The organism is Amycolatopsis sp. NPDC052450 (assembly GCF_044547565.1).
In the GTDB taxonomy this organism is placed as follows: Bacteria; Actinomycetota; Actinomycetes; order Mycobacteriales; family Pseudonocardiaceae; genus Amycolatopsis.
The window spans coordinates 256,842-282,875 of record NZ_JBIUAQ010000004.1 but is presented as its reverse complement, the minus strand read 5'-3'; the positions used below and the strand labels follow the sequence as shown (position 1 = coordinate 282,875).

Here is a 26,034-nt window from a genome sequence, read left to right as displayed (position 1 = left end):
GGCTGTCTCCTGTGTCCGGCTTCGCTCAGAGAATCGGACCGGGCTCGTACGCGACAGAGTTCAGCAGCCGGCCGAGCCTGCCTTCCGGAGCTGCGGCGGGCGGCGGGATCACCACCACCGGGCAGGTCGCGTGCCGTAGTGCCGTCTTGCACACCGAGCCGACCAGCAGTTCACGGATCTTGCCCGTGCCATGGCTGCCCAGCACGAGGAGCGCGGCATCCTTCGAACGCTCGACCAGCGTTTCGCCGGGGTCCCCCTGGGGGACGTCGTAGGTGATGTCGAGCCCTTCGTGGGCATCGAGGACTTTGGCGGTCGCGGCTTTCAGCGCCTTCAGATGAACGTCTCTCGCCTCCGCCACAGTCCGGTTGGCCGACGCGTCGTCCAGCATCTCGTCGTGGACCCACACGGTGACCACCTGCAAGGCGGCGCCCTGCCTGACCGCTTGGTCGGCCGCCCAGCGCACTGCCGCGGCAGAACCCGCCGAACCGTCCATGCCGACGACGATCCGGTTCTCCGTCGCACTGTCCGTCATGACGTTCTTTCCCTTCTGTGCCGGTGTTTTCCGAGGTTCTTCGACCACGACGACCGTCTGAGGGAATCCGGGAACATCGTCGATGGCGGCGAGCGCTCCGCGGATGGCGGGAGCGTCGAAAGGCTCGGTGAACGCGGTGCCCTCCAGGCCGTACTCGGTGGCTGCGAGCAACAACCGCTGTGCGACCACGCCGGCCCTGACGAGCTGTTCCCGACTTTCGGTCACGGTGGTGACGAGGAACGCGATCCAGGAGGCTTCCGGAGTCACCTTCCTGGCGATCTGCCTGCCCACCTTGGGCAGATCACGGACATCAGCCGGCGTGAGCACCCGGACCCGGATGCCGCCGCCCTCGGTCGCCTCGGCGACGTCTCGTCCCCACGCCGAAACCGAGGACGGAGCCGGCTTGGTCCGTCGCCCGGACAGCGCGGCGAAACGAGCGAAATCGGCCGCCACGGGGCGGGCCCGGCGCCGAGATGTGAGCCTGGCGATCCGGTCCAAGGCGAGGCCGTCGCAACTCAGATCAGCGAGCGGCGCCCAGCCCAGCATCCTGATCGCACGATCGAGATTCGCCAGTACCGCCCCGCAGACGATCAGCCGCGCACGCCCACCCCGGTCCCGCACCCAGTGGTTGTTCGCGAGGCGCTCGTACAAGTCAAGAGAGTCCTCGTTGACCGACAGCGTCCAGACATCGTCGATCCATCGCTTCGGGACCTGTCGTGCGGCCGACACGAGGATTCGTTTCTCCTCTGTCGACCAGACATGCGCGAGGATTCCGGTGAGCGTCGTCATGGCCGCTCCCCCGCGGTCCTGTCGCGGGTGACGGCTTCGATCGGGCGGCGTGGCGGCTTCACACCCGGATAGCCGTAGCCGAGCCTGAATACGGTCTGAGGATGGCCGGCGCCACCGAGCAGGTCACGTAGTTCGGCGCGTACGGCAGTGATCTCGATCGGCTGGGAATAGAACGAAGCGCTCAGGCCGGCGTCCGTGGCGGTGAGCAGGACCCGCTGCATCGCGCACCCCGCGCGGACCTGCGAGATCGGCGCGTCGTTCGGCGTGGTCAGCACCGCGACCAGCGGGTCCTGCTCGAAGACGCGGGGAGCGCCGCCCTCGTTGACGTACCGCCCCGCGAGCAGGCCGCCCGCTGAACGAGGCCCGCCCGCGTAGGTGGGTACACCGTCGTCCTCGGCGGTCTGCCGGGTCCATGCCCGGAGTTCTCGTTGGAAGGCCGTGTCCAGACCTTGGACGTGGTCGGCGCGGCGGATGAGTCCCGCTGTCGCCTCCAGCAGACCGGCTTCGTCGACCAGGACCAGCCGTGCTCCCTCCTCACGGGCTGCCTCGCGCACGGCGGTCCGGAGGCGAAGTGGCACCGGCTCGTCCGTGAAAGGGTGGCGATTGCTGTATCGCCGGGGAATCGCGGCAGCGAGCCGTCGTTCGGTCGCGGTGGGGCGGTGACGGGGACCAAGCGTGACCCGCGCGAGCAAGGAAGGCCTCGCCCCTTCAGGCGCTAGCTCGACGTCGCTGACTCGACCCGCGGCGGCGATGGCGAGCAGCAGGTTCAGCAACGCCGCGCCACAGGCCAGCCGCGCCTCACGCGCTTCCGGATCGCAGGCGCCGAGGATCCGGCTTTCGTCGAGTACGACGTCGATCGTGTCCGGCGCCAGCTCGAAGATCCACGGCTGGGAGTTGTGCGGTGACGGCGCGCGCACCGCGGCGCGCAGCGCGTCCGCGACGACCGGCGAACGAGTGAGGACCATCGTGCTGCACCTGCCTTTCGACGATCTCAGCGTCTCGCGTGGCGAACGGGGACGGCAGTGGCCGTGGGCCCGGTGTGCCGGGACCTTCGGCACCGCTAGTGCGACGCGAACTCGCGCCATTCCTCCTGCCATCGCGCCCATCGGACCCTGTCGAGCAGCACTCGACCACAGCCGTAACCGGCCAGCACGACTACGATGAAGGCGAGCCAAAGGCCGACTCCTGTCCCGACACCGAGGAGGCGGGCGTCGAGACCGGTGAGGGGTGCGGCGACCGGGTTCCCCGACTCGTCGAGCCAGACCGGGACCTTCGCACCGGCTCGGGTCCCCCGCGTCGCCTGGACCTCGCCGACTCGGCTGTCCCCGTCACGGGTGACCCACGTCGCCTCGGCAGGCGAGGTGTCGTCGGCAACGCCCGACCGGCCCTCGATGGCGATGGGCCCGCCGTCCTCGAGCAGGGTCGCATCCGCGCGATATCTGGTGGCCTGCTCGGTCGCCGCCTGTTCGGCGCGCGCCGCGAACACCCCGGAAGCCACCACCGCGGCGACCGGCAGGGCGAGGACCACGAGGGCGACCGCGAGAAGCACCGTGAACGCTTCGATGCGATCTTCGCGGCGAGCGAGCGGGTTTCGCCCTGGATGGACCATGTGCCAGGCTCGCGACCAGCGAGACGACGTGTTCATGACCTGGACCTCCGCTGCGGATCGCCGGGAACGTGTTGTCGCCACCATCACTCGGCGACACCCCCTGGCAAGAGAGGCGACGGTCCCGTCAGGCCGGGACCTCCAGCCGTATTCCGGGTCCACCCGGCGGATCGAGACTGGCTTCATGCGAGTACGTGACGTCATGACCACCCCGGTCATCGCGGTGACGCCCGCGGCCACGATCGGCGAAGCGATCGCCGTGCTGACCGGCAAGGGATTCACTTCGCTGCCGGTCGTCGGCGACACCGGCGAGCTGCTCGGCGTGCTGGTCGAAGAGGACCTGCTCCGGGCGCGTTACCTTTCCGACGGCGATCCGGACAGCGGCGTCATGCTCAGCGGGCGTACCAAAGTGAGCGCGCTGATGCGGCGACCGGCGGCCGGTGCCCATCCCGATGACGACCTGGCGGATCTGGCGGCGAAGATGCTGGAGCGCCGGCTCCGATCTGTCCCGGTCCTCGAAGACGGCCGCGTGATCGGCGTCATCACCTGGCAGGACCTTCTCCGTGCCGGGCCTTCCGCGCAAAGGAATCAGCCATGAACACGAATCCTGACAACACCCGCCACCTTCTCGTGGGCGCCGACGGCTCGGCCGAGAGCGAGGAAGCGATCCGGTGGGCCATCACCGAAGCCACCGCCGTCGGCGACAAGGTCGAGGTCCTGATGATTCTGCCAAGGGAAGAACTCCTTCCCGGCACGTCGTTCGCCCTCCAGCCACACGGCAGGGTTCCGGTGAGGAAGAACTACTCGCTCGACGACGCGGTCGCACGGATCCAGAGCGAGCTTCATGCTGACATCGAGGTGAAAACCTCGCTGCGGCAAGGGAACCCAACGTCGGAACTGCTCGCGGCGGCGCGCGACGCAGACCTGCTCGTGCTGGGCACGGGCACGAAGAGCGCGGTCGGCAGACTCGTCTTCGGCAGCGTGTCCACGGCCTGTATCAGGCACGCGACGTGTCCTGTCGTGCTGGTGTCGACGCAGGCGGTTCATCGGTTCAGCGCGACCGCTTCCTGATCTTTCGGCGGTCCGTGAAGGGCTGGCCTCCTTGAGGGCTCTGGGTCTCTCAAGGAGGCCTTCACGGACTCGGCGCGCCCCTATACGTGTTCCACCGAGAGAACCGCCTCGGCATCCCGAGCCAGTTCGACGTCCTCGCCCGTTGCCATGGCGAAGACGGTCACCGGCGTGTCGTCCGGGCTGATCACCCGATCGCCGTCCCCGAGACAACGAGCCGGATCGACAGCGATCTCGAAGACACCCAGCCTCCCGGCCAGGCGCGCGATCAGCTCCGGCTGATGCTCGGTGACCCCGCCGGTGAACACGACGGCGTCGATCCGGTCGAGGCTCGCCGCCATCGCGCCGATCTCTCGGCGGATCCGGTGCAGGTAAACGGCGACAGCCGACACCGCGTCGGGATCCCCGGCCGCCTCACGGGCCAGGACAGCGCGAAGGTCCCCGTTCGTCCCACTCATGCCGGCGAGACCGGAACGGTGATACAGCGCGTCTTCCATCTCGTCGACCGACATCGGCGCCGCTCGCATGATGTGCAGCACCAGCCCCGGATCCACCGAGCCGGACCTCGTCGCCATCGCGGGCCCTTCCAACGGTGTGAAGCCCATGCTCGTGTCCACGCTCCGGTCACCACGGATCGCGGTCACCGAGACACCGGCGCCGAGGTGGCAGCACAGGAGCCGCGGCTCCTCGACACCGAGGAGTTCCGTCACACGGCGCGCCGCGTGACGGCACGAAAGGCCGTGGAAACCGTAGCGCCGCAAGCGCCCTTGACTGGTCCATTCCCGTGGTAGCGCGTACCTCGACGCTTCTTCGGGGAGGCGCGAGTGGAAGGCCGTGTCGAACGACGCGATCACCGGCAGGCCAGGACGCAGCCGGAACACCTCCCGTGCGAGGCGGACGGCCTGTGGCTGGTGAAGCGGCGCGAACGGGCTGAGCTTTTCGAGCGCGTCGACTACGTCCTGGGTGAGCCGGACCGGACCGGTCCTGGAACCCCCGTGCACGAACCTGACGGCCACGGTGTCCACTGTGGACCACCGATCGAGAGCCTGTCGCGCCGCGTCGTGTGCGTCGTCCAGGCTCACGGCGGCCCAGCCGACCGGCCTGCCGTCGGCGACCAAGGACGATTTGAGGCTCGAAGAGCCGGGATTCAACGACAGGACACGCATGAAGACTCCTTCGGGCACAAGGTTGCCGGGCGGGTGCGCGCTGGGGGTCGGCGCGCCCGCCCGGCCGGGGATGGTCAGCCCTTGCCGACCTCGATCTTGACCTGCTTCTCGTGCGGCTTGTCCTCGACCGGCATGGAGACTTCGAGGATTCCGTCCTTGTAGGACGCTGTGACCTTCGCCGTCTTCGCACCGGAAGGCAGGGAGACGGTCCGGCTGAACTTGCCGTAGTAGAACTCACTGCGGCCGTGCTCCGCGGTCGTCGCCTCGCGTTCGGCGGTGATCGTCAGCAGACCCTCGTGCGCGGTGACCGAGATGTTCTTCTCCGGGTCGAATCCGGGAAGCTCGGCCCGGACGAGGTACTTGCCGTCCTCGACGGACTCTTCGATCCGCACTGGGTTGTGTTCGGCGAACGGCCACGGGTTCTCCAGCCAGGCCGCGATACTGGGCAGGGTCATGCGCGAACCGGGTACGAGGGTTGTCATATCCGTACTTCCTTTCCTTGTCATGCTTCCCAAGTCCAGTCACGGATTTCGGGAAGATCCTCACCGTGTTCGACGATCCACCGGTGGTGCCGTTCGCGCGCGTCCGTCATCCGTTGCCGGACGGCGCCGGCACGGGCGACAAGACCAGGCACCCGGTCGATCACGTCGGTCACGAGCTGAAAACGGTCCATGTCGTTGCGCACCAGCATGTCGAACGGTGTCGTCGTGGTTCCGTGCTCGATGTACCCGCGCACGTGCATGTCGTCATGGTTCGCGCGCCGGTAGGCCAGCCGGTGGATCAGCCAGGGGTAGCCGTGATAGGCGAAGATCACCGGGCGGTCGGTGGTGAACAGCGCGTCGAATTCGCGGTCGGTCATCCCGTGTGGGTGTTCCGCGGCGGGCTGGAGGCGCATGAGGTCGACCACGTTCACCACTCGGACCGCGAGTTCGGGCAGGTACTCCCGCAGCAGCTTGGCCGCGGCGAGCACCTCGACCGTCGGCGCGTCGCCGGCACAGGCGAGCACCACGTCGGGTTCCCGATCCGGATGCGTGCCCGCCCACTCCCAGATCCCGGCGCCGCGCGCACAGTGCACCGCCGCCTCTTCTTCGTCGAGCCAGACGGGGCTGTCGTTCTTTCCCGCGACGATCACGTTGACGTAGTCCCGGCTGCGCAGGCAGTGGTCCGCGACCCACAGCAGGGTGTTCGCGTCCGGCGGCAGGTAGACCCGGACGACCTCCGGGCTCTTGTTGGCGACATGGTCGACGAAGCCCGGATCCTGGTGGGAGAACCCGTTGTGATCCTGTCGCCAGACGTGGGAGGTCAACAGATACGTCAGCGACGCGACCGGCCGCCGCCACGGGATCTCCCGATGCACCTTGAGCCACTTGACATGCTGGTTGAGCATCGAGTCGACGATGTGCACGAACGCCTCGTAGCACGAGAAAAGCCCGTGCCGGCCCGACAGCAGGTAGCCTTCGAGCCAGCCCTGGCAGAGATGCTCCGAAAGCACCTCCATGACCCGGCCGTCCGCGGCGAGATGGTCGTCGACGGGTTCGATCTCGCACAGCCAGGTCTTGGCCGTCACGTCGAACACCGCGTCGAGCCGGTTGGAAGCGGTCTCGTCCGGCCCGAACAACCGGAAGTTCGCCGCCCTCGCGTTCAGCGCGAACACGTCCCGCAGCCAGCGCCCGAGCACACGCGTCGGTTCCGCGGTCGCGCCGCCTGGCCGGACGAGCGGGATCGTGTGCGGCGGCACCGCCGGCAGCTCCAAGGGCCGCAGCACGAGGCCGCCGTTGGCGTGCGGTGACGAGCCCATCCGGAGATCGCCGCGCGGGATCAGCGCGGTGACCTCGGACGTCGGTCTGCCGTCCTCGTCGAAAAGCAGCTCCGGCCGATAGGAACGCAGCCATTCCTCCAGCTGCCGGAGATGCTCGGGGTTTCCGCGCGCGTCCGGGATCGGCACCTGGTGCGAACGCCAGGTGCCTTCGACCAGCACTCCGTCCACAAGGAATGATCCGGTCCAGCCCTTGGGGCTGCGGAGCACGATCATCGGCCAGCTCGCCGAACCGGTCGGCCCGCCCGCGGACCGGGCCCGCACCTGGATTCCGTCGATCTCGTCCAGCGCGCCGTCCACCGCCGCGGCCATGACCTGGTGCATGACAGCCGGATCATCGCCCTCGACGTAACGCGGGGCATACCCGTATCCGCGCAGCAGCTCGTCGAGCTCGGTTCCACTGATTCGCGAGAGCACGGTGGGATTGGCGATCTTGTAGCCGTTCAGGTGCAGGATGGGCAGCACCGCGCCGTCGCGGGCCGGATTGAGGAACTTGCCCGAGTGCCAGCTGGTGGCCAGTGGCCCGGTTTCCGCCTCGCCGTCGCCGACGACGCAGCCGACGACGAGGTGCGGATTGTCGAAAGCGGCACCGAAAGCGTGTGCGAGGGAGTAACCGAGCTCGCCACCTTCGTGGATCGAGCCCGGAACCTGCGGAGCCACGTGACTGGGCACCCCGCCGGGGAAGGAGAACTGCCGGAACAGCGTACGCAGACCTCTCTTGTCGTAGGGTACCTCCGGCCACGCCTCCGAGTAGCTGCCCTCGAGCCAGGTGTTCGCGTAGAGGGCCGGGCCACCGTGACCGGGTCCGGTCACGAACATCGCGTTCAGGTTCCGCCGCACGATTGCCCGGTTCAGGTGGGCGTAGACGAAGTTCAGTCCTGGAGAGGTACCCCAGTGGCCGAGCAGACGTGGTTTGACGTGCTCGGGCTTCAGCGGTGATTCCAGCAGCGGATTGTCCATGAGGTAGATCTGGCAGGCGGCGAGATAGTTCGCCGCCCGCCACTGAGCGTCCACTTGGGACAACTCGGTCGGGGTCAGCACCGCGGGCGCTGCGGGAGCACCGAGAACAGTCACCGCGACTTCTCCGGCCGGACCACCAGCACCGGGCACTCCGCGTGGTGCGCGAGCGCCTGGCTGGTCGAGCCGAGCAACTGACCGGTGAATCCGCCCCGGCCCCGGCTGCCCACGACCACCAGCTGCGCTCGGGCACTCCACTCCAGCAGGGCATGCCGCGGCCGGTCCTGGACGAGAACCGGCTCGATCTTGACGTCGGGATACTTCTCCTGCCAGCCCGCGAGCCGCTGCGCCAGCAGCCGTCGTTCCTCGTCCTCGATCGACTCCCACTGCACGACAAGCCGGGCCATCCCGTAGGCGTCGTCATAGGTGACGTCCCGCCACGCGTGGACCGCGACCAGGCCGGCCTTCCGCCACGCGGCCTCTTCGAAGGCGATCTCCAGTGCGCGCTCGCTCAGCGGGCTGCCGTCGATCCCGACCACGATCGGCCCCTCGGCCGGATACGCGGTGGTGTTCTTCCGGCCCCGCATGACCACCACGGGACAGTGGGCGTGGGCGACGACCGCCGACGCCGTCGAACCGATCGTCATCTCGCCGAAGAAGCCCTTCCCGGTACCGCCGACGACCACCAGCGCCGCCGACTCCGACGCGTCGATCAGGGTGGGCACCGGAGAGTCCGCCGGCATCCGCGTGTCCACGTCCACCCCGGGTGCCACCGAATGCGCTTGCCCGGCGGCCTCCTCGAGAACCCGCTGACCTTCCTCGGCGAGGAGGTCGTACCAGGGCGTGGGGCCCGCCAATCCGGCTCCGTAAGCCAGCTTGTCGACGCGCAGCGCGTGCACGATGAGCATCTTCAGCAGTCGTTCTTCGGCAACGGCGGCGGCCCACCGTACAGCCGCCCTTCCCGGCTCCGTCCCGTCCACCCCGACGACGATCTTCCGGTCCGCCGCGTTCATCGTTCGTCCTCCTGATAGGTCACTTTCGCTTCCACGACACCGGGAACCGCCTCGGCCAGCAGTTTGGCCACGTGGCGATCGGTGTCGCTGTCGTAGGCATCGCCCACCAGCGCGACGCCGTCTCGTACTTCGACCGTCCACCGGCCAGGTCCGCCGTAGATCGTCAAGTGATGGCGGACGTCCGCCGCGATCGCCACGTCGGAACGGGCGAAGGCACGCACGAAGTCGCCTCGCGTGAGGATTCCGACCACCTTCGAACCGTCCACAATGGGCATCGCGCGGATCCGTCCGTCGAGCAGAGCCCTGCCGACGTCTGCGGCATCCGCGCCGGTGCCCATCCCCGTGGCCGGTGCCGTCATCATCTGAGCGACGGTCAGCCCCGGCCTCGGCCGCGCTTCGTGGTCCGGGCCCGAGCGGACGTCGTGCGGGAACCGGTTCCTGATCAGATCGGCCTCGGTCACGATGCCGATCAGCCGGTCGTCCTCGTCGACCACCGGCAACGCGGTGAAACCCTTCTCCGCCAGCAGCTCGGCGGCATGTTTCGCGGTGGTCCCCGGTGTCACCGTGACGACCGGGGCGGACATCAGGTCCCGTGCTCGCATGCTGAGCTCCTCACTCGTTTTCCCGTCCGGTCAAAGCCGGACGAACGACCGCCACCGGGCATTCCGAATGCGCGACCAGCGCCTGACTTGTCGAGCCGAGCAACATCCCCCGGAACCCGCCGCGGCCTCGCGACCCGACAACGAGCAATTGCGCGTGTTCGCCGAAGCCGAGCAGCGCGCGGACCGGACGGCCGCGGGCGACCACCGTCTCCACAACCAGGTCCGGGAACTTGGCCCGCCAAGGCGCGAGTTGTTCGTCCAACGCCTGTCGCTCCGCCGACTCGATCGCGTCCGGGTCGACCGTCAAGGCGTGTGCCCTGGCCGATTCGTGGTCTGTGACCTCGTTCCACACCCTGACCACGATCAGCTCCGTGCCGCGCAGCGACGCTTCGTCGAAAGCGAAGGCCAAGGCCGCGTCGCTCGACTCGGAACCGTCCGTGCCCGCCACGACGGGACCGGTCTCCGGTGGACCGTCTTCCGGCTGCTTTCCCCTCGCGACGACGACCGGGCAATGCCCATGCTGTGCCAACGCCACCGCCGTCGAGCCGACCAGCAGACCGGTGAAACCACCGAGGCCGCGGGAACCCAGCACGATCAAGCTCGCCGCCTGCGATTCCTGGATCAGTGCGGCCACCGGAGCCCATTCCCGTGCGGCGGACTCGACGATCAGATCCGGGTAGCGCTCGGCCACCGCGTCACAGGCTTCGGCGAGCCATTCCGCTCCTCGTGCCTCGAACGCCGACCGGAGCGCCTCCGCGGACGGCACCACCGCGGGCACCCTCACCTGAGGGACCGCGTACACGTGGACCAGCCGGAGCCGCTTCCCCCTCTTGACGGCCTCGGCCGCCGCCCACACCGCGGCCCGCCGGGCGGACCCCGAACCGTCGATCCCCACGACGACCGCGCCTTCAGCCACGCTCGGCATGACCACTCACCTCTTCCGTCCCGGCAGACTTCACAGCGGCGGCGATTTCGCCCGCCCAAGCCCGCACCGTCGGCCAATCCCGGTGGTCACCGTCCTTGACCCGGAGCGCCGTCACGACCGCTCGCTCGGTGAACCGCAGCAGACTCCGGTCGATCCGGCCCGCGAACACCACGTGCCCGCGTGCCCCGGACGACACCATCAGCCGAGCCACGTCCACGGGGTCCTCCGCGGGCTTCGGCGGTGTCCCCACCGGGCCGCTGGAGAACAACCACACGTCCTTGGTCCTGAGGACTTCGGCGTGCTCGCCGACGAGGTCTCTCGCCTGCTCGAGCCATTGCCCCAGATACACACCGCTGCCCACCAGAACGACGTCGAACGCATCCACCGACGTGACGTCCTCGGCCCGCGACACCCGCACGGTCGCGTGACCGCCCAGCTCCGATGCGAGGGCTCGGCCGATCTCCTCCGCGATCTCCCAGGTCCCGCCGTGGCGGCTGGCCGCCGCTACGAGGATCTTCATGTCGTTCTCCCGTCTGGTCTCTTCCCAGCTTCGACCAGTGAGGAGTTCAGGAGGAGAGACGGAAGTCCCGGCGGGCCGGGCCCACAGTCCCGGCTTGATCGCCGAAACGGCACAGCTGCGTTGGCGAGGACCTTGGTCTCTACCCCACGCCGCGAACACGGCAGGACTCTGGATGTTCGCGAAATCGGGAGGGACCACTCATGCGAACACTCGTTGCACACCTTGCCGCGGTGACCATTCTGGTGTCGGCCACGACCATCGGACTGTCGGACGACGCGGCAGTGGCCAGCACGCGGTATGTCGACCTCGGCGAGGTCTCCGGCGTCATCGACTCCTACGCCATGGACGTGAACGACCACGGGCTTGTGATCGGCTCGAGCAGGAAGAGCCCGGAGGATTCCCATGAACCCACCGTGTGGGAGCGCGACGGGCGACGCATCGTCCTGCCGGATCTGCCGGACAACGCCGATTCGACCTACCCGAAGGCGACCAACGGCCGGAACGAGATCATCGGCCAGGCGCCGACGACGGACGGTCGGATCCACGCGGTGCGTTGGACCTCCGACCACCGGATCACCGACTTGGAGTTCCTGCCGGGCACCACCGGACTCAACGCGAACGCGATCGCCGACGACGGCACGATCATCGGCTACGCGATCCCGGGTATGCGCCCGGCTCGCTGGGACCGGACCGGCCGGGTCAGCGAACTGACCGGCCCACCCGGTCTGCGGGACATCACGGCAACGGCGGTGAACGACCACGGACTCATCGCGGGATACGGTTTCGGGGAGGCTTGGAAGACACAGCCCATGCTATGGAACTCGTCCGGACAGATGCGTGCGTTGGCTTTGCCGTCCGGTATGACGACGGCCATCACGGCAGGGCTGAACAATCGAGGGACCGTGGTCGGCGGGAGCGGCGATTTCGCGCTCGTCTGGGACCGCGGCGGACGTCCCGCCGTGCTACCGAATCTTCCCGGAGAAACCTCATCCGCCACGGCGATCAACGAACGCGGAACCGTCCTCGGGTACTCGAGCGCTCCCAGCAGCACGACCGCGGTCCGCTGGACCCATGGCCGGATCTCCCGGCTCGCGCTCCCGCCCGGGAGCATATCGACCCACGCTCGCCGGCAGAACAATCACGATATCGTGATCGGTGGCGCCGCGATGGGCCCGAGACAGGATGTCCCGGTCTGGTGGGATCGCGACGGCGCGGTGCACATCCTCGACTGCCCTCCCGGCACCTACTCCTGCACGGTCGATGCCGTCAACAATCACGGGATCGCCGCCGGGCATGCCTTCGTCATTTCCCCACTGGGTGGGGCGAGCCACGCCCTGTTGTGGAAATTGGGACGGCGTTAGCCGATCGAGCGGCCCTCGTGAGTGACGATTCGTGTTCTGACCCGAATCGCCACTCACGACCTCCCACGGTCATTCCGGAACGTCGAGCAACGCCCGTGCGCTGAGATCGCCTTCGATCACGGAACCGGCGACCGCGCTCAACTTCAGATTGTGGCGACTCGCGTAGCCGCGGAGCGCGGCAAGCGCGGCGGCCATGTCGACGGCGAGATGTTCGGCGACGAATCCCTTCGCCTGCTCGACCACGATGAGACTCTCCAGGGTTGCCTGAAGCTGCTCGGTCACGAACTCATAGTGGCGAACAGGACGATGCTGGAACAGGCCGATCGTCGCGACGTCCGCCAACGCCTGAGCGGCCCGGAGGTCCCTCACACCGAACTCGCCGCGATTCCGGCGGAGAATGTTGAGCACCCCGACGGCCTCGCCTCGTAGGCGCATGGGAATCGCGGCTACTGCGGCGAACCCGGCATTGGTGGACGCGATCACGAACCTCGGCCACCGGGCAGGCGCGGCGTGCAGATCCGGCTCCTCGACCCGCGCACCGGATCGGAAGGCATCCAGCGACGGGCCTTCCTCTGCCTGGAGGTGGAACAACTCCGTCAGCCGTATCCGCTCTTCGGAAGTGGCGACCAGTTGCAGCGGACCGTGCTGAGTCGTCAGCAGCACACCCGCCGCGTCCGCGTCCAAGAGCTGTGTGCACCGTTCCGCCAGCAGGTGCAGGAACTCGATGACATCGAAGTCGCCCAGCAACGTGCCAGCCAGCTCCGCCAGCGCGTCAACGATACGGTCTTCGATCATCGGAGCGTCCTTGTCATCTGATCCGTAAGAGGTCCTTGAGGAACGGGTGTGAGAGTCATGTCGGCTCCTTGAAGGGAGCGAAACGAATTTCGCGAGCCACGACCGCGGCAGCCAGATCGCTGAGCGTTCTCTGTTCCGCGAAGGCGCGTGCTCGCAGACTGGCCAGCGCGTCGCGTGCACTGACCTCCAGCTGAGCGGCGACCATTCCGGTCGCCTGGTGCACCTGCGCGCTGTGCAACGGCAAAGCTTCGATCCAGGGAGCACCGTCCGGACTGAGCAGTCCCGCGTGTTCGTCCAGCAGCATCCGCAGCGCCAATTGCGCGAACGCCAACGCGTCGATCAAGCTCGCGGGGCTCAGCGCAAGGGCCTCGGCCCTGTGCAGTGAAAAAGCGCCGAGCACGATCGAGCCGATCCGTAGAGGCAAGGCGAACACCGCATGGGCACCCGCTTCCACCGCCAGGGGCGTGAACAAGGGCCAACGACTTTGAAGTTCCGGAGCGTCGAGATCGGCGGCCAGAACGGCGATGCCCTCCCGACACGCGTCCACCGACGGCCCCTCCTCGACTGTGTTGTGCAATTCGGCCAACTGCTCCGCTAGCGGACTCGTCGCACAGCGGGTGTCGGAGACCCCTCGGGGCGTGTCGATCGTCAAGGCCACGCCGTCCACCTCAAGCCGCCCGACAGCCGCCTCGCACAGCGTAGTCGCAGAAAGTGGGCGCCCCAGGGAGGCGGCGTGTTCCACAGCCCAAAGCAGTACCCGAGGCAGCGGGCCGCCGTTGTCGCCGGTCATCGTCACCGCCTCATTCCACCTTCGGGTGAACCACTCCACGTCAGAGCGGCTATTGAAGCAGACCCCGACGGGTTTACCGGGCACGGTGAGCACGGAGCAAGCCACGCCACAGGTCCGACGCGGTCGTTAGCCTGTTCGAGGGAGGACCTTCGTCTCTACGGCGCCCTCGTCGCCGAGCAGATCATCGGTGGACCGAAGGACGACAAGGGAGACGATCATGACGGTACGGCTCGGGATCAACGGCTTCGGCAGGATCGGGCGAGACATCCTCCGGTGCGTACTGGAGTCGCCGGAGAGTCCGATCGAAGTGGTGGCGGTCAACGACATCACCTCGCCCGAAATGCTGGCGCACCTGCTGGTCCACGATTCCACCTACGGCAGGCTCCGGACACCGGTCGACATTGTCGGCGGCGAGGCTCTCCGCGTCGGCGACCACCTCATTCAGGTCACGGCGGAGGCCGATCCTGCCCGGCTGCCGTGGGGTGGGTGCGGCGTCGACGTCGTCATCGAGTCCACCGGCAAGTTCCGGACTCGCGAAGCCGCGGGCGTACACCTGGCCGCCGGCGCGCGAAAGGTCGTGATCTCCGCGCCGGGCAAGGACGTCGACGCGACGATCGTGCTGGGCGTCAACGAAGGCGACTACGACGCCGAAAACCACCACATCATTTCCAACGCGTCGTGCACCACCAACTGCGTCGCGCCGATGGTGAAGGTGCTGCACTCGGCTTTCGGTATCCGGCGCGGCCTGCTCACCACCATCCACAGCTACACCGGCGACCAGGCACTGCTCGACCGCCCGCACAAAGACCCGCGCCGGGCCCGGTCTGCGGCGGTCAACGTGGTACCCACCAGCACCGGCGCCGCCAAGGCGATCGGGCTGGTGATCCCGGAACTGGCCGGCAAACTCGACGGCGTCGCCGTGCGCGTGCCGGTCGAGGACGGCTCGCTGACCGACCTCACCGTCGAACTCGAACGCCCGGTCACCGCGGAGCAGGTCAACCACGCGTTCGCCGAGGCCTCGGACGGTGCTCTCAAAGGGATTCTGCGCTACACCGAAGCACCCATCGTGTCCCGCGACATCATCGGCGACCCCGCCTCGTGCGTGTTCGACGCCCCGCTGACCAAAGCCGACTCGCATCTGGCGAAGGTCTTCGGCTGGTACGACAACGAATGGGGCTACGCCACCCGCACAGTGGAACTGGTCGAGCTGATCGCACGCAGCCTGCCGCCGCGATGAAGCGGCTGGGTGTCGCCGGCGCCCTGGTGAGCGGGACCTATCGTCCCGGTGACGTGGAGATCGACGAAGACTCCGGCCGGGTCGCCGCCGTGGGGCTCTCCCGCCCCGGTCGCGGCCTGGCCATCCCCGGATTGATCGATCTCCAGGTCAACGGGTTCGCCGGGGTGGACTTCCTGAACGCGGACGCCGACGGCTACGTGCGCGCCGGCATCGCGCTGGCCCGAACCGGCGTCGCGGCCTATCAGCCGACACTGATCACCGACCGGCCCGACCGGACCATCGGAGCGATCGCCACCGCAGGCAAGGCTCAGCGTGTGCCCGGCGGGGCGCGCGTCCTCGGTGTCCATCTGGAAGGTCCGTTCTTGTCCCCGGAACGGCCTGGTACCCATCCCGTCGAGTACCTGCGCACTCCGGATCCCACGCTCGCGCAACGGCTGCTGGACGCCGGGCCGGTCACGCAGCTGACCCTCGCTCCAGAACTCCCGGGCACTGTGGAGCTGGTCGACCTCTGTGTGCGGTCCCGTGTCCTCGTGTCCTGCGGACACAGCGACGCCACCGCCGCGGCCACACACACCGCGGTCGATCACGGCGCCCGGCTGATCACGCATCTTTTCGACGCGCTGCGTCCGTTCACCCATCGTGACCCCGGTATCGTCGGTGCCGCACTCACCCGCCGTGAAGTGACCATCGGCCTGATCGCCGACCCCAGCCACCTGGCTCCCGAGGCGATTCTCCTGGCGTTCGGGGCAGCGGCGGACCGGGTCGTCCTGGTCACCGACGATCTCGCCGCCGGAGGTTGTCCGGACGGCCACTACCGCCTTGGAAGCGTCGACTTCGAAGTGTCCGACGGCGTCGCCCGCCGCGCCGACGGCACTCTGGCCGGTACGACCATCACGTTACTCGAAGCCGTCCGCCACGCCTGCGACATCGGCATCACCACCGAAGCTGCCGTCAACGCGGCGACCCGCACGCCGGCCAGGTTGTACCCACGGGCCGGCCTCGGTCTGTTGCGGCCCGGTGACCGCGCTGATGTGCTGGTCCTCGACGACGCTCTGCGGATCCGGAAGGTCCTTCTCCGAGGAATACCGGTCGAGCATCAGGCGCCGGCCACGGACCGGACACACGAAAGGTACCGATTCTCGTGAAGAAGTCCTGGTGGATCGCATCCACAGCGGGGGCGTTGGTGGTCGTCGCGGCGGTGGTCCTGGTCGTGCGAGAACTGTCCGGCCCGACCAACGGGACTGACCCGGATCCGGCTCCGTCGTCCAGCGAGGCCGCCGCGCCTGATCGCCGGTCGGTACTGGCGGTCAAGATCGACAACGTGGCTGCCGCACGCCCGCAGACCGGTCTGAGCGCCGCGGACCTCGTGTACGTGGAACCCGTCGAGGGCGGACTGACCCGGCTGCTGGCGCTCTATCGTGGCCGCCCGCCGACGGTGATCGGCCCGGTGCGGAGCGCGCGAGCCACCGACCTCGGCCTGCTGGCCCCATTCGGACGCCCCGCGCTCGCCTATTCCGGCGCCGCGCCGGAGCTGCTGCCGGCCCTGCGTTCGGCATCGCTGACGAGCGCTTCGCCCACGGAAATCCCGAACGCGTACTTCCGCGCCGACTCCCGGCCGTCACCGCACAACCTCTACCTCCGCCCGCAACAGGTCCCCGACGGTGAGGTCGCTCCGGAAGGAGCGTTTCCCACGACGGGCGCAGCACCGGAATCCGGCACGGCGGCCGCCACCGCGGCGATCCGCTATCCGGCGGCCGCTTTCACGTTCACCTGGTCGGTGGACATCGGCAGGTACCTGATCGGTCTGGACGGCTCACCACTCACCTCGGTGGACGGCGGCCAGGCCGCCGCGGCGACGATCGTCGAACAGCGGGTCGCCGTCCGGCTCGGCGAACGCGGGGAGACCGGCACGGTGCCCAACTCCTCCATCGCCCAGACGGTCGGCACCGGGCAGGCGACGATGTGGCGGGACGGGCAGCGGTTCGCGGCCACTTGGGACCGAGCGACGGCAACGGCACCCACCCGGTTCACCACCGCGTCCGGACAGCCGCTTCCGGTGTCCGACGGTCCTTTGTGGATCCTGCTCGTTCCCGCGTGAACGACGCGTGGTCAGCCCGCCCGCAGCACGGCCGCGCCGTTGACCCGGTCCGCCGCCAGATCCGTGAGCGCCCGATCCGCCCCGTCCAGTGGGTACGGCACCGTGCTCACCTCGAGGTGGTGGGTACCCGCGAACGCCAGGAACTCCCGCGCCTCGGCGCGCGTGTTCGCCGTGACGCTGCGCACCTGGCGTTCCTGGAAGAGGTGCCGTTGATAGTTCAGTGACGGGATGTCGGAGAGATGGATCCCGGCGAGGGCCAGTGTCCCGCCTCGATCGAGAGCCTCGAGGGCGGGCGGAACCAGTTCTCCGACAGGCGCGAACAGGATCGCCGAGTCCAGAGGTTCAGGCGGTGGCTCGGCAGCCGCGACCGCCGAGGCCGCCCCGAGAGCCAAGGCCAGCTTCCGGGCTTCCTCGCTGCGTGTCATCACGTGCACGGTGGCGCCTCGGGCGATCGCCACCTGGGCGGTCAGGTGGGCACTTCCACCGAACCCATAAATCCCCAGCCGACCGCCCTCGGGTACTTGCGCCCGCTCCAGCGCGTGGTAGCCGATCAGCCCGGCGCACAACAAGGGCGCGAGCTCGTCGTCGGTGTACCCCTCGGGCAGCGGAAGAGCGTAGGCGGCCGGTACGACCGCGAATTCGGCGTATCCCCCGTCTTCGTCCCAACCGGTGTAACGCGACTCCGGACACAGGTTCTCCCGGCCGCGAAGGCAGTATCGGCACCGGCCGCAGGTTTCCCGTAACCAAGCGATTCCGACCCGGTCGCCCGTCCTCAAGCCGGAGACGCCGTCCCCCACGGCGACCACCTCGCCGACCACCTCGTGTCCCGGAATCACCCCAGCCCGATGTACCGGCAGGTCACCCTCGGCGACGTGCAGATCGGTGCGGCAGACCCCGCACACCAGCACCTTGACCAGCACCTCGCCGGCGGCCGGTCGCGAGACCGGGACCTCCACCCACTCGAGCGGGCTCGAAGCCATCGGCCCGGGCCGGGCGACCCGCCATGCGCGCATCTTCACGAACCGCCTCCTCCGTCGGAAAGTCCTCCGTCCAGGATCATGCGCCTTTCGGCCACGGGGAAGGACCGAAGGTCACTGCCGCGCGGCGAGCCGAAGCCTCACCGTGGAAGCGGAAGGGAGAGGAAAACCATGACTGTGCAGAAAGAAGATCAGCAAATGACCGAATCCGCGGCGCCGAAGAAGCCGAGCGAAGTGTTCACCGAGAAGGTGCACCGGCTCGTCCGCGAGGGCAACGTCCGGCGCATCGTCGTCAAGGACACCCAGGAGCGGGTGATTCTCGATGTCCCAGTGAACGCTGGCCTCGTCGCCGCGGTTTTCGCCCCGGTCGTGACCGCGGCCGGCGCGATCACCGCGCTCGCGGGCCCCTGGTCCATCGCGGTAGAACGCCGCGGCGACCCGGCGCCGGAAGAGAAACCGTCGTGAAACCCGTTCGATTCTGGGTCGGGTTGGTCCTGGTCACCCTGGGCGCGTTGGGGATCCTCGACGCGACCGGCGTCCTCGAAACCGGCGGCTTGCTCAGCGCGTGGTGGCCGGCCTCCCTGGTCGGCCTCGGCATCGTCGCGATGCTGTCCCAGCGGCGGATGTCGATCGGACCGGCCGCTGTGACGGTGATCGGGCTCATCCTGCTCGCGGGCACCCTGGACCTGGCGGAAGGCGGCCTGTGGTGGCCTGCCATGCTGGCAGCGGCGGGATTCGCCGTGCTCGCCGGACTGCGCCGGGAGCACGGCACCAGGACACCGCTCGTGATGTTCGGCGGAGCGACCACCAGAGAACAGTCCCGCCACCTGCGGCACACCGACGTCTCGGCGATCTTCGGCGGTTCGACACTCGATCTTCGTCAAGCCCAGATCGACGAGGGAGCGACGGTGGACACCTTCGCCTTGTTCGGCGGCGTCAAAGTCCTGGTACCGCGGGGCTGGCGGGTCTCGCTCGGCGGTCTGCCGTTCATGGGCGGCCTGGAGGACAAAACCGACGGAACCGGTGATCTCCCGGCGGACGCTCCCGTGCTCGCCGTGAACGGGACCGCGATCTTCGGAGGCGTCGAGGTCACGAACACACCGGAGAAATGACGAAGTGACCGCGCGGTGCCGTCGCGGCCCAGATGTCGCGCCGGTACCGCAGCAGCCGAGCCTTCACGTGCTCGCGATCGGCTCGCGGCTCCGGCGGAACAGGGATGGTGGACGCGCCACCGGCGGCTTGAATCGCGGTCACGAACCGGCCGACCGCGCCCGATGATGGCACGAGTTCGCCCCCGAGGTAAGCGAGCACCAGCAGGTCCTCGCCGGAATGGGTCTCCATGGCGAAAGCCCAGCCGTGGCGCTCGTCCCACAACAGGGCTGTGTCCCGCTCCGGCCGGCGGGGCAACCGCTGGTCCAAGGCGACGTAGGCCGACGCGGGGTGATCGAGATCCATGGCGCACGACTCTTTTCCCACGCCCACCGCGGCGCTCACCGCGACCAGGTAGCCCGCCAGTCCGCACCGCAGGTCGTGGTCGAGTTCGATTCCGGTCAGCAGGGAAATCACCCTCCGTCGAATCTGAGCTTCACCGGCCACTTCGGACCGGCCTCGCCAGACCGTACGAGTTCGCCTCCTCCGAGGATGGCGGCATTAGGCCCCTCGGCGAAGGACTTTCGTCCCTCGTGACGTCGACGCTGAGTCCATAACGGACAAAGGGCACGGCGGAGATCGCGCCAGGCATCCGGCAGCGCGGCCACGCATCGATCGGCGATCGCCGTCTCCTGCGCCCGCACCGCCGCCAAGGTACCGTCCGCGACCTCCAAGGCACTCAAGAGTTCGCGGGCGACGACCGCGTCTTGGAATTCCCCGAGAAGGTCCTGGAAGGCACGCACTGCCGGCTTGGCGTCGACCGGCAGCGCCTCGGCGCCGGCCTCCAGCGCGTACCGCAGCCGCTTGGCCGCTTTCCGTACACCGTGAACGGCGCGGTCACGTTCCGGACCAGCCGGTCGCGCGGCGACCCCGGACACGCGAGCGGCGACCTTTTCGGCCACCGCACGAGCCAGGTGAGGAAGTACCCGTTCGGCGGGTCGCCGGGCCACTTTGGGCCACTGCTGCCGGGGCTTCTCGCTCAGCACCACCTCGAGGACGTCCAGGGCGGTGAGCAACTGCAGATACCGACGGCCGTCGAGCGCGCGCCGCGCCCGCTCCCGCGCCTCCTCCGAGAGTACGGCGAAGCAGGCATCTGTCCGCTCCTCGGCCCAAGGCCGTGAACGTGCCCACTGGACCTCGACGTCCCGCGCCGGGCCGAGTTCCCCGCCGAGCCAACGCAACTCGTCACTCAATGCCTTGAGAAGTCTCCGGCCGCCCAGCACCCGGGCATAGGCGGAAAAGACGCCTCGCAGCCGCCGAGTGGCCACCCGCATCCGATGCACCGCATCCGGCTGGTCCTGCCGCGCGCCCAGATCCGCGGCGGCGAGGGCCGCGATCTGCGCACGCAGGTAGCGAAGGACCACTCCCCGTGCGGAGTCGTCGGGAGGGCGAGGCGATCGCGCGATCCGGTGATCGAGCACCGCGTGGAGTTCGGTCGTCCCACCGACGCGCGCGACGGCCACCAAGTCGTCATCCCGGGTATACGCACGAACCAGCCGGGAAAGGGTCGGCGGGACGGCCAGTCCTGAACCAGCGAAGCGGATCGGCCCGTCGGGCGTTTCGAGGCACCACGATCCGTTGTCGACACTCAACGTCAGGTCATTTCCGAGCAGGCGAAGAGAAACCGTGTCGAAGTACACGGTATCGGGTGCGGTCGCGACGGTCGCGCTCATGGACTTGCCTCCTTCAGGGTCGCCGCGTGGTCCGGGACGTAGGTCTGCAGCAGCCGGTCGGGGCGGCAATAGCCGTTCGATTCCGGACGCGAGGGGAGCGAAACCGCCTCATGGACGACGTCGTGGTAGGGCACACTCGCGAGAAGGTGCGAGATCATGTTGAGCCGCCCACGCCGCTTCTCCTCGCTTTCGACCACATACCAAGGAGATTCAGCGGTATCGGTATGCACGAACATGTCGTCCTTCGCCCGCGAGTACTCCTCCCACTGCGTCACGGACCGCAGGTCCATCGCGGAGAGTTTCCAGCGGCGCATCGGATCGTCGATCCGGCTTCGGAACCGCCGCTCCTGCTCGTCCCGGCTGACCGAGAACCAGTACTTGCGCAACAGGATGCCGTCGTCGACCAGCAGCCGCTCGAAGATGGGGCACTGCGCAAGGAACCGCCTGTGCTCTTCGGGAGTGCAGAAACCCATCACCCGCTCGACCCCGGCACGGTTGTACCAGCTGCGGTCGAACAGCACGATCTCACCGGCAGCGGGCAAGCACTCGACGTAGCGCTGGAAATACCACTGCGTCCGTTCACGATCGGTGGGCCTCGGCAGAGCCGCGATCCGCACGACGCGCGGGTTCAGATGTTCGGTGACCCGCTTGATCGTGCTGCCCTTCCCCGCCGCGTCCCTGCCCTCGAACACCACCACCAGCCGGGCGCCCTCGTGCCGCACCCACTCCTGAAGCTTGACGAGCTCGGCCTGCAACCGCAGCAGTTCCCGTTCGTACACCACGCGCGGGATCCGCGCCTTGCCCTTGCCGGCCATGCCCTCAACGGTACGAATCCAGGCGGCATCTGGCTTCCGCCGTACGTCGACGGTGGAGAGGTCTTTGGTCATGAGCGACCAGAGACAGCGGAAGGGTCGAAGGACCCTCGGCTCCGTCACGCCCAGTGGGGCCGTTCGCCCCTGTGACCGCGACTCGGAGACGGCGAGCATGAGAACGGTCCGATCCGAGGAGGAAAAGCGATGGACCAGAACCTGCCCGACGCGTACACGGTGAGGGCGGCCATCGCACTGGCTGTACGCGCCCCCTCGGTGCACAACAGCCAACCTTGGGACTGGCGGTTCCGCGGCCGCACGATCGAACTGCGCGCGGACACCGGCCGCAGGCTGCGGCAGGCCGACCCCGAAGGTCGCGATCTGCTCATCAGCTGCGGGTGCGTGCTCCATCACTTCACGATCGCGGCCGCCGCGCTCGGCTGGGCCGCCCGCGTCGACCGGATGCCCGATCCCGACGTGCTGGCCCGGATCGAACTCTTTCCTCGTGAACCGCGTGAAGAGGACATCGCGCCGGCCACGGCGATACCTCGACGCCGGTCGGATCGCCGCCGGTATGCCACCCGGCCGTTGACGGCCTGGGAGGTGGACCGTCTCATGAGAAGCGCGACAGACCACGACGCGACGTTGCGCTTCGTGGACGGTGCCCCACAGCGTTCGGCGTTGACGGCCGCGGCGGTGGAGGCTCGGGGCCTGCACCGGGCCGACCCGGACTACGGAATCGAACTCGCGTCCTGGAGCGGACGGCGGTACGCGGCAGACGGCGTACCCGCACGAAACGCCGTCCTGACCACCGCGGCACCGCTGGTACGAGACTTCTCCGACGCCCTGCTCGCCGACACCGACGCCCACGATGGCGCCGCGCTGACCGTCCTGTCGACTGTGGACGACACTCCGCTCGACAGGCTACGGGCAGGCGAAGCCGCCAGCGCCGTGGTGCTGACGGCGACCCGGCTGAACCTCGCGTCCTGCCTGGTCACGGAGCCACTGGAGCTGACCTGCACCCGTGGGCTGGTCCGCGATTGCGTCGTCGCCGAGGGAGCCGAGCCGCAGCTCGTCGTGCGAATCGGCCACCTACCCGACGGCACTCCCCCACTCCCCGCCACCCCACGACGGCCGATCGCGGAAGTCCTGCGACCACTGGGCCACTACGGGATCGGCCTGCCGATACCGATACAGCAGCGCGAAAGCTGACACCCCCGCCCACGAACACACCAACAACCCCTGGGAGCACATCATGAACGTCGACGAACTCCTGAAGAAGGCCAAAGACGGCCTCGAAACCAAGATGGTCTACGGCGAGCCGTATCACGCCGACGGGGTCACGGTGATCGTGGCCGCCACGGTCGGCACCGGCGGTGGCGGGGGCGACAGCCGCGACGAGAAGGGGCGCTCAGGCGAAGGTGCCGGGTTCGGCCTGTCGGCCAAACCGGTGGGCGCGTACGTCATCAAAGACGGCAAACTGCGCTGGGAGCCCGCCATCGACGTGAACCGCCTCATGACCACGTTCGGCATGATCGCGGTGGCGGCCCTATTCGCGGCCACCCGTTTCGTGAAGCTCAAGCGGGACACCGAGCCGGAGCTCTCCTGACAGCCAGGTCGAGGCGGCGAGCATCGAGAACCATGCAACCGGCATGGAATCCCAGGAAGCGGCGCGGGGAGAACGTGAACGCCAAGCTGCGAACCGCGCGCGATCTACAGCGTCTCGTCGACCGGATCTCCGAGACGGGGGCACGGTCGCGAGAGCAGTTGCGAGTGCGGCTCGCCACCAACGCCGAGCGGCGAGCTCGTGCCGAGGAGGAGCGTCGGCGGCGGTTGAGTACCGAGATTGCGAAGCGGAAGAAGCTCGCGGAGCAAGAACGTCGTCAGACGCAGCTGCGGTGGCTTTTTCAACGGACGATCTTAAGGCGCGAACACCGATAGAGTTGCCACCCAAACCGATAGCGATTCACGCCATCAAGGTGATCAGACCGTAGAGGCCAAGGTAGGTCCAGTCGATCTGCAGCTCCGATCGTGTCCAGCGATAGATCCGGACGCCTGCTGATTGTCGCCGCGAGCCTGCTACGCGGACCTGTGCCAGGCGAGACCGGCGTGGTGACACAAACTATTCAGACCCGTTCCTCTTCGAAGATCACTTCGTCCACAGTGAACCGCGCGGGTAAGCAGGGCTCGTGCGAAAGCCCCCATTTACTTTCAATCGCGGAGGCCACGACGACGGCTGCGGCGACATCGGCACGGATTCCAGTGATCCGCGAACGTTCAGTGACGTCAAAGGCGTCCTCCGCGGTAGAGAGCGCCCCTGAGCGTCTCAGGCTGGCTCACCAGGTCCAAGAGGTACAGGTATCCCAGGAATCCGATGTCATGTGGCACGTCACCATCGTGGTGCGCAAGCAGCGTGTTCGTCAGGCCGACGTGTCGCGACTTGTTCGAGCCGAACCCGTGGGTAGCGTTCCGCAGCATCTCAAGGTATTCACTGGCCGCGTCCTCCAGGTTCAATTTCCCCGTCGCCGCGCCATTGTTCACGACATCGATCTCGTCTCGGCCGAACTGCCGAGCGAGATAGAAGCCGTCTTGGACCTTACGTAAGGCTGTTACAGCACGTTCCGCTGCGGGGAGCAGCACCTCCGCGGCCTCCGCGGAGATCGCTGCACGTAGTCGCTCAAGCGTCTCAGTGGCGAACTGCAGAGAGCAGTGCTTCTCAATCGGCCGGCCAGTAAGACGATGAAGCGTATCCATGACCGAAAAGAACAAGACCCGGCGCGCCGTGAGGTCACGGTGTGCCGCTTGCAGTGAGGTGATCCTTTTGAACAGTTGTTCAACAGTGCTGATGGCCTGAAGGTGCTTCACCGGAACATACCTGCCCGCCTGGTCGGTGAAGGTCACCGGGTCGGTCAGGACGCCGAAGAGATTGTTGAGCTTCGCTCCCCACCAGTCCAGCGCCGTCGAGCAGGCGCCTGGACGGATCGTCGGGGTGGGAACAGACTCGAGCGAACCGCGAATCGGCAGGAAGTGGAGCATCTCCGCCGCACCGTCCTTCGGTGCCACGATGAACCGTCCGAGGCTGTACACCACGATGCCGAACTCGCGCGCGGCGTGCAGGTTCCAGATCGCCGGAGATGCCGCACCCATCAGCGGACCGACATACACGTCGAGAAACGTTGCGCCGTTGAGAAGATGTTCGGATGACGAGAAGATCAGCTGACCCTTGTCTTGCGCCGCTTTGATCCCACTCAGGTCGCCGCCTGTCAGCTGCGTGTCGTACTCCAAGCGAAGTAGCACCCCGGCCATCTTGATCCTGTGCACCAACTCGCTCCGGCGACGGACGACGTGAACGCCCGCGTGGGGAAACACCTGCTCCGGAGCTTCCCCTGAGAAGCGGAAGTCCAGGAGTTCTCCGTGAACGTGTCCGACGATGTCGGGTAGCTGCTCCTGGTCCGCAAGCACTGTCTGTAAAGTCAGCACATTGAAAGCGTCGACGAGCTCCTTGGTAGCCATTGCCCGATCGGCGCGCTCGGACAGGACCTGATGTTCACGCGCGGACAGGGGCCCTCGGAGTCGTGGTCCTGCGAATGTCGCGATCCGATCGAATCGTGCCGGCTTCTGGTGACTCCCGGCTACGTGGTGAACCTCGACGAGACTCGGCGGCACCGTGCGATGGCGCTCTTCGGTCTTTACCAGCCATGTACCCTCGGCCGAGTCGTGCACACGAGCATGTAGGCCGGCGTCGGAGAAGAAGCCGGTGGGGTTACCGCCCCACAACCACGGTGGCAGCTGGACGATAGCGGCAGGCGGTCTCGGCATCCCGACACCCTAGGCCACCAGACGAGAGCCTCTCCAGCAACCTGATCCCAGGTCGCCCACGTGGAGTTGACTAGGCGCCCTAGAATCCCTTCGGCCAGTTGGGGGCGCTTGGGCAGCCACGCACGAAGCAGACGTTTCCTCCAGCATCTCCTTGAGGTCGAGGTCAGTTCGCTTTTGTGCGCCAAGCACCCGCGCCCACGCTTGGTGTCGCACTGTCCGATCCGCCCAGTGCCATCTGAGCAGCGCCTCACTGTGCGCTACAGGCCTATAACACATAAGAATGCAAACCCGCACGGGTGAAACCTGCCCACCTATCGAGTGAACACCGGCGT

General features: G+C 67.8%; 27 protein-coding genes. 10 read left to right on the top strand and 17 right to left on the bottom strand.

The window, feature by feature from the left end:
- Positions 1-25: 25 nt before the first annotated feature.
- The 3 genes from ACIHAO_RS10175 to ACIHAO_RS10165 form a co-directional block, all read right to left on the bottom strand.
- Positions 26-1,321 (bottom strand): universal stress protein, encoded by a 1,296-nt coding sequence (locus tag ACIHAO_RS10175; protein ID WP_396556462.1) that lies wholly within the window; start codon positions 1,319-1,321, stop codon positions 26-28.
- On the bottom strand, positions 1,318-2,286 hold the full coding sequence (locus tag ACIHAO_RS10170) for an Acg family FMN-binding oxidoreductase (protein WP_396556460.1): 969 nt from the start codon (positions 2,284-2,286) through the stop codon (positions 1,318-1,320). The genes ACIHAO_RS10175 and ACIHAO_RS10170 overlap by 4 nt, the downstream gene beginning before the upstream one ends.
- A 95-nt stretch (positions 2,287-2,381) precedes the next feature.
- Positions 2,382-2,966, bottom strand: a complete 585-nt coding sequence (locus tag ACIHAO_RS10165; protein ID WP_396556458.1) for a hypothetical protein — start codon at positions 2,964-2,966, stop codon at positions 2,382-2,384.
- A 145-nt stretch (positions 2,967-3,111) separates the two neighbouring features.
- Between ACIHAO_RS10165 and ACIHAO_RS10160 the strand changes: the two genes are divergently transcribed.
- Positions 3,112-3,525, top strand: coding sequence for an HPP family protein (locus ACIHAO_RS10160; RefSeq protein WP_396556456.1), 414 nt, complete (start codon positions 3,112-3,114; stop codon positions 3,523-3,525).
- Positions 3,522-3,998, top strand: a complete 477-nt coding sequence (locus ACIHAO_RS10155; protein WP_396556454.1) for a universal stress protein — start codon at positions 3,522-3,524, stop codon at positions 3,996-3,998. The genes ACIHAO_RS10160 and ACIHAO_RS10155 overlap by 4 nt, the downstream gene beginning before the upstream one ends.
- 80 nt (positions 3,999-4,078) lie before the next feature.
- Here the strand turns inward: ACIHAO_RS10155 and ACIHAO_RS10150 are convergent, their stop codons facing one another.
- From ACIHAO_RS10150 to ACIHAO_RS10120, 7 genes are all read right to left on the bottom strand, one after another.
- Complete coding sequence (locus ACIHAO_RS10150) at positions 4,079-5,161, bottom strand: acetate/propionate family kinase (RefSeq protein WP_396556452.1); 1,083 nt, start codon at positions 5,159-5,161, stop codon at positions 4,079-4,081.
- Positions 5,162-5,235: 74 nt separating this feature from the next.
- Positions 5,236-5,643, bottom strand: a complete 408-nt coding sequence (locus ACIHAO_RS10145) for an Hsp20/alpha crystallin family protein (protein ID WP_396556450.1) — start codon at positions 5,641-5,643, stop codon at positions 5,236-5,238.
- A gap of 20 nt (positions 5,644-5,663) precedes the next feature.
- Positions 5,664-8,051, bottom strand: a complete 2,388-nt coding sequence (locus ACIHAO_RS10140; protein ID WP_396556448.1) for a phosphoketolase — start codon at positions 8,049-8,051, stop codon at positions 5,664-5,666.
- Positions 8,048-8,947 carry a universal stress protein gene (locus ACIHAO_RS10135; protein ID WP_396556446.1) on the bottom strand — a complete coding sequence of 300 codons (900 nt, stop codon included), beginning with the start codon at positions 8,945-8,947 and terminating at the stop codon, positions 8,048-8,050. The genes ACIHAO_RS10140 and ACIHAO_RS10135 overlap by 4 nt, the downstream gene beginning before the upstream one ends.
- Complete coding sequence (locus ACIHAO_RS10130; protein ID WP_396556444.1) at positions 8,944-9,549, bottom strand: HPP family protein; 606 nt, start codon at positions 9,547-9,549, stop codon at positions 8,944-8,946. The genes ACIHAO_RS10135 and ACIHAO_RS10130 overlap by 4 nt, the downstream gene beginning before the upstream one ends.
- 10 nt (positions 9,550-9,559) lie before the next feature.
- Entirely contained in the window at positions 9,560-10,474 is a 915-nt protein-coding gene (locus ACIHAO_RS10125; RefSeq protein ID WP_396556442.1) for a universal stress protein, read from the bottom strand.
- A complete protein-coding gene (locus ACIHAO_RS10120; protein WP_396556440.1) occupies positions 10,458-10,994 on the bottom strand; it encodes a flavodoxin domain-containing protein in 537 nt (178 codons plus the stop codon). The genes ACIHAO_RS10125 and ACIHAO_RS10120 overlap by 17 nt, the downstream gene beginning before the upstream one ends.
- 200 nt (positions 10,995-11,194) lie before the next feature.
- Between ACIHAO_RS10120 and ACIHAO_RS10115 the strand changes: the two genes are divergently transcribed.
- Positions 11,195-12,355 (top strand): hypothetical protein, encoded by a 1,161-nt coding sequence (locus ACIHAO_RS10115; protein ID WP_396556438.1) that lies wholly within the window; start codon positions 11,195-11,197, stop codon positions 12,353-12,355.
- Between the two features lie 69 nt (positions 12,356-12,424).
- Here ACIHAO_RS10115 and ACIHAO_RS10110 read toward each other — a convergent pair whose 3' ends face one another.
- Both ACIHAO_RS10110 and ACIHAO_RS10105 read right to left on the bottom strand, forming a co-directional pair.
- Positions 12,425-13,150: a GAF and ANTAR domain-containing protein gene (locus ACIHAO_RS10110; protein WP_396556436.1), complete on the bottom strand. Its 726-nt coding sequence runs from the start codon at positions 13,148-13,150 to the stop codon at positions 12,425-12,427.
- A gap of 55 nt (positions 13,151-13,205) precedes the next feature.
- Positions 13,206-14,033, bottom strand: coding sequence for a GAF and ANTAR domain-containing protein (locus ACIHAO_RS10105; RefSeq protein ID WP_396556434.1), 828 nt, complete (start codon positions 14,031-14,033; stop codon positions 13,206-13,208).
- A gap of 124 nt (positions 14,034-14,157) precedes the next feature.
- Here ACIHAO_RS10105 and gap point away from each other — a divergent pair, with 124 nt between their 5' ends.
- The 3 genes from gap to ACIHAO_RS10090 are packed head-to-tail and all read left to right on the top strand — an operon-like array spanning position 14,158 to position 17,275.
- The gene (gene gap / locus ACIHAO_RS10100) at positions 14,158-15,177 is read left to right on the top strand and encodes a type I glyceraldehyde-3-phosphate dehydrogenase (protein WP_396556432.1); all 1,020 of its coding nucleotides are present in this window, start codon (positions 14,158-14,160) and stop codon (positions 15,175-15,177) included.
- Complete coding sequence (nagA, locus tag ACIHAO_RS10095; RefSeq protein ID WP_396556430.1) at positions 15,174-16,322, top strand: N-acetylglucosamine-6-phosphate deacetylase; 1,149 nt, start codon at positions 15,174-15,176, stop codon at positions 16,320-16,322. Before gap ends, nagA begins: the two co-directional genes overlap by 4 nt.
- Positions 16,319-17,275, top strand: coding sequence for a DUF3048 domain-containing protein (locus ACIHAO_RS10090; protein WP_396556428.1), 957 nt, complete (start codon positions 16,319-16,321; stop codon positions 17,273-17,275). Before nagA ends, ACIHAO_RS10090 begins: the two co-directional genes overlap by 4 nt.
- Before the next feature lie 11 nt (positions 17,276-17,286).
- Here the strand turns inward: ACIHAO_RS10090 and ACIHAO_RS10085 are convergent, their stop codons facing one another.
- Positions 17,287-18,288: a zinc-binding alcohol dehydrogenase family protein gene (locus ACIHAO_RS10085; RefSeq protein WP_396556660.1), complete on the bottom strand. Its 1,002-nt coding sequence runs from the start codon at positions 18,286-18,288 to the stop codon at positions 17,287-17,289.
- A gap of 162 nt (positions 18,289-18,450) precedes the next feature.
- On the opposite strand from ACIHAO_RS10085, the gene ACIHAO_RS10080 reads away from it, so the two are divergent.
- Both ACIHAO_RS10080 and ACIHAO_RS10075 read left to right on the top strand, forming a co-directional pair.
- On the top strand, positions 18,451-18,717 hold the full coding sequence (locus tag ACIHAO_RS10080; protein ID WP_396556426.1) for a DUF4342 domain-containing protein: 267 nt from the start codon (positions 18,451-18,453) through the stop codon (positions 18,715-18,717).
- Positions 18,714-19,364: a LiaF transmembrane domain-containing protein gene (locus ACIHAO_RS10075; protein WP_396556424.1), complete on the top strand. Its 651-nt coding sequence runs from the start codon at positions 18,714-18,716 to the stop codon at positions 19,362-19,364. Before ACIHAO_RS10080 ends, ACIHAO_RS10075 begins: the two co-directional genes overlap by 4 nt.
- Here ACIHAO_RS10075 and ACIHAO_RS10070 read toward each other — a convergent pair.
- From ACIHAO_RS10070 to ppk2, 3 genes are read right to left on the bottom strand one after another with little or no spacing between them, the layout of a single operon-like run.
- On the bottom strand, positions 19,342-19,818 hold the full coding sequence (locus ACIHAO_RS10070) for a DUF6292 family protein (protein ID WP_396556422.1): 477 nt from the start codon (positions 19,816-19,818) through the stop codon (positions 19,342-19,344). The two genes, ACIHAO_RS10075 and ACIHAO_RS10070, sit on opposite strands and share 23 nt — an antisense overlap.
- Entirely contained in the window at positions 19,815-21,074 is a 1,260-nt protein-coding gene (locus ACIHAO_RS10065) for a CHAD domain-containing protein (RefSeq protein ID WP_396556420.1), read from the bottom strand. Before ACIHAO_RS10065 ends, ACIHAO_RS10070 begins: the two co-directional genes overlap by 4 nt.
- Positions 21,071-21,889, bottom strand: a complete 819-nt coding sequence (ppk2, locus tag ACIHAO_RS10060) for a polyphosphate kinase 2 (RefSeq protein ID WP_396556418.1) — start codon at positions 21,887-21,889, stop codon at positions 21,071-21,073. Before ppk2 ends, ACIHAO_RS10065 begins: the two co-directional genes overlap by 4 nt.
- A 201-nt stretch (positions 21,890-22,090) precedes the next feature.
- On the opposite strand from ppk2, the gene ACIHAO_RS10055 reads away from it, so the two are divergent.
- Positions 22,091-23,095, top strand: a complete 1,005-nt coding sequence (locus tag ACIHAO_RS10055) for an Acg family FMN-binding oxidoreductase (protein WP_396556416.1) — start codon at positions 22,091-22,093, stop codon at positions 23,093-23,095.
- 43 nt (positions 23,096-23,138) lie between these two features.
- On the top strand, positions 23,139-23,492 hold the full coding sequence (locus ACIHAO_RS10050) for a spore germination protein GerW family protein (RefSeq protein WP_396556414.1): 354 nt from the start codon (positions 23,139-23,141) through the stop codon (positions 23,490-23,492).
- Between the two features lie 677 nt (positions 23,493-24,169).
- Here the strand turns inward: ACIHAO_RS10050 and ACIHAO_RS10045 are convergent.
- Positions 24,170-25,396 carry a hypothetical protein gene (locus ACIHAO_RS10045; protein WP_396556412.1) on the bottom strand — a complete coding sequence of 409 codons (1,227 nt, stop codon included), beginning with the start codon at positions 25,394-25,396 and terminating at the stop codon, positions 24,170-24,172.
- Positions 25,397-26,034 lie beyond the last annotated feature (638 nt).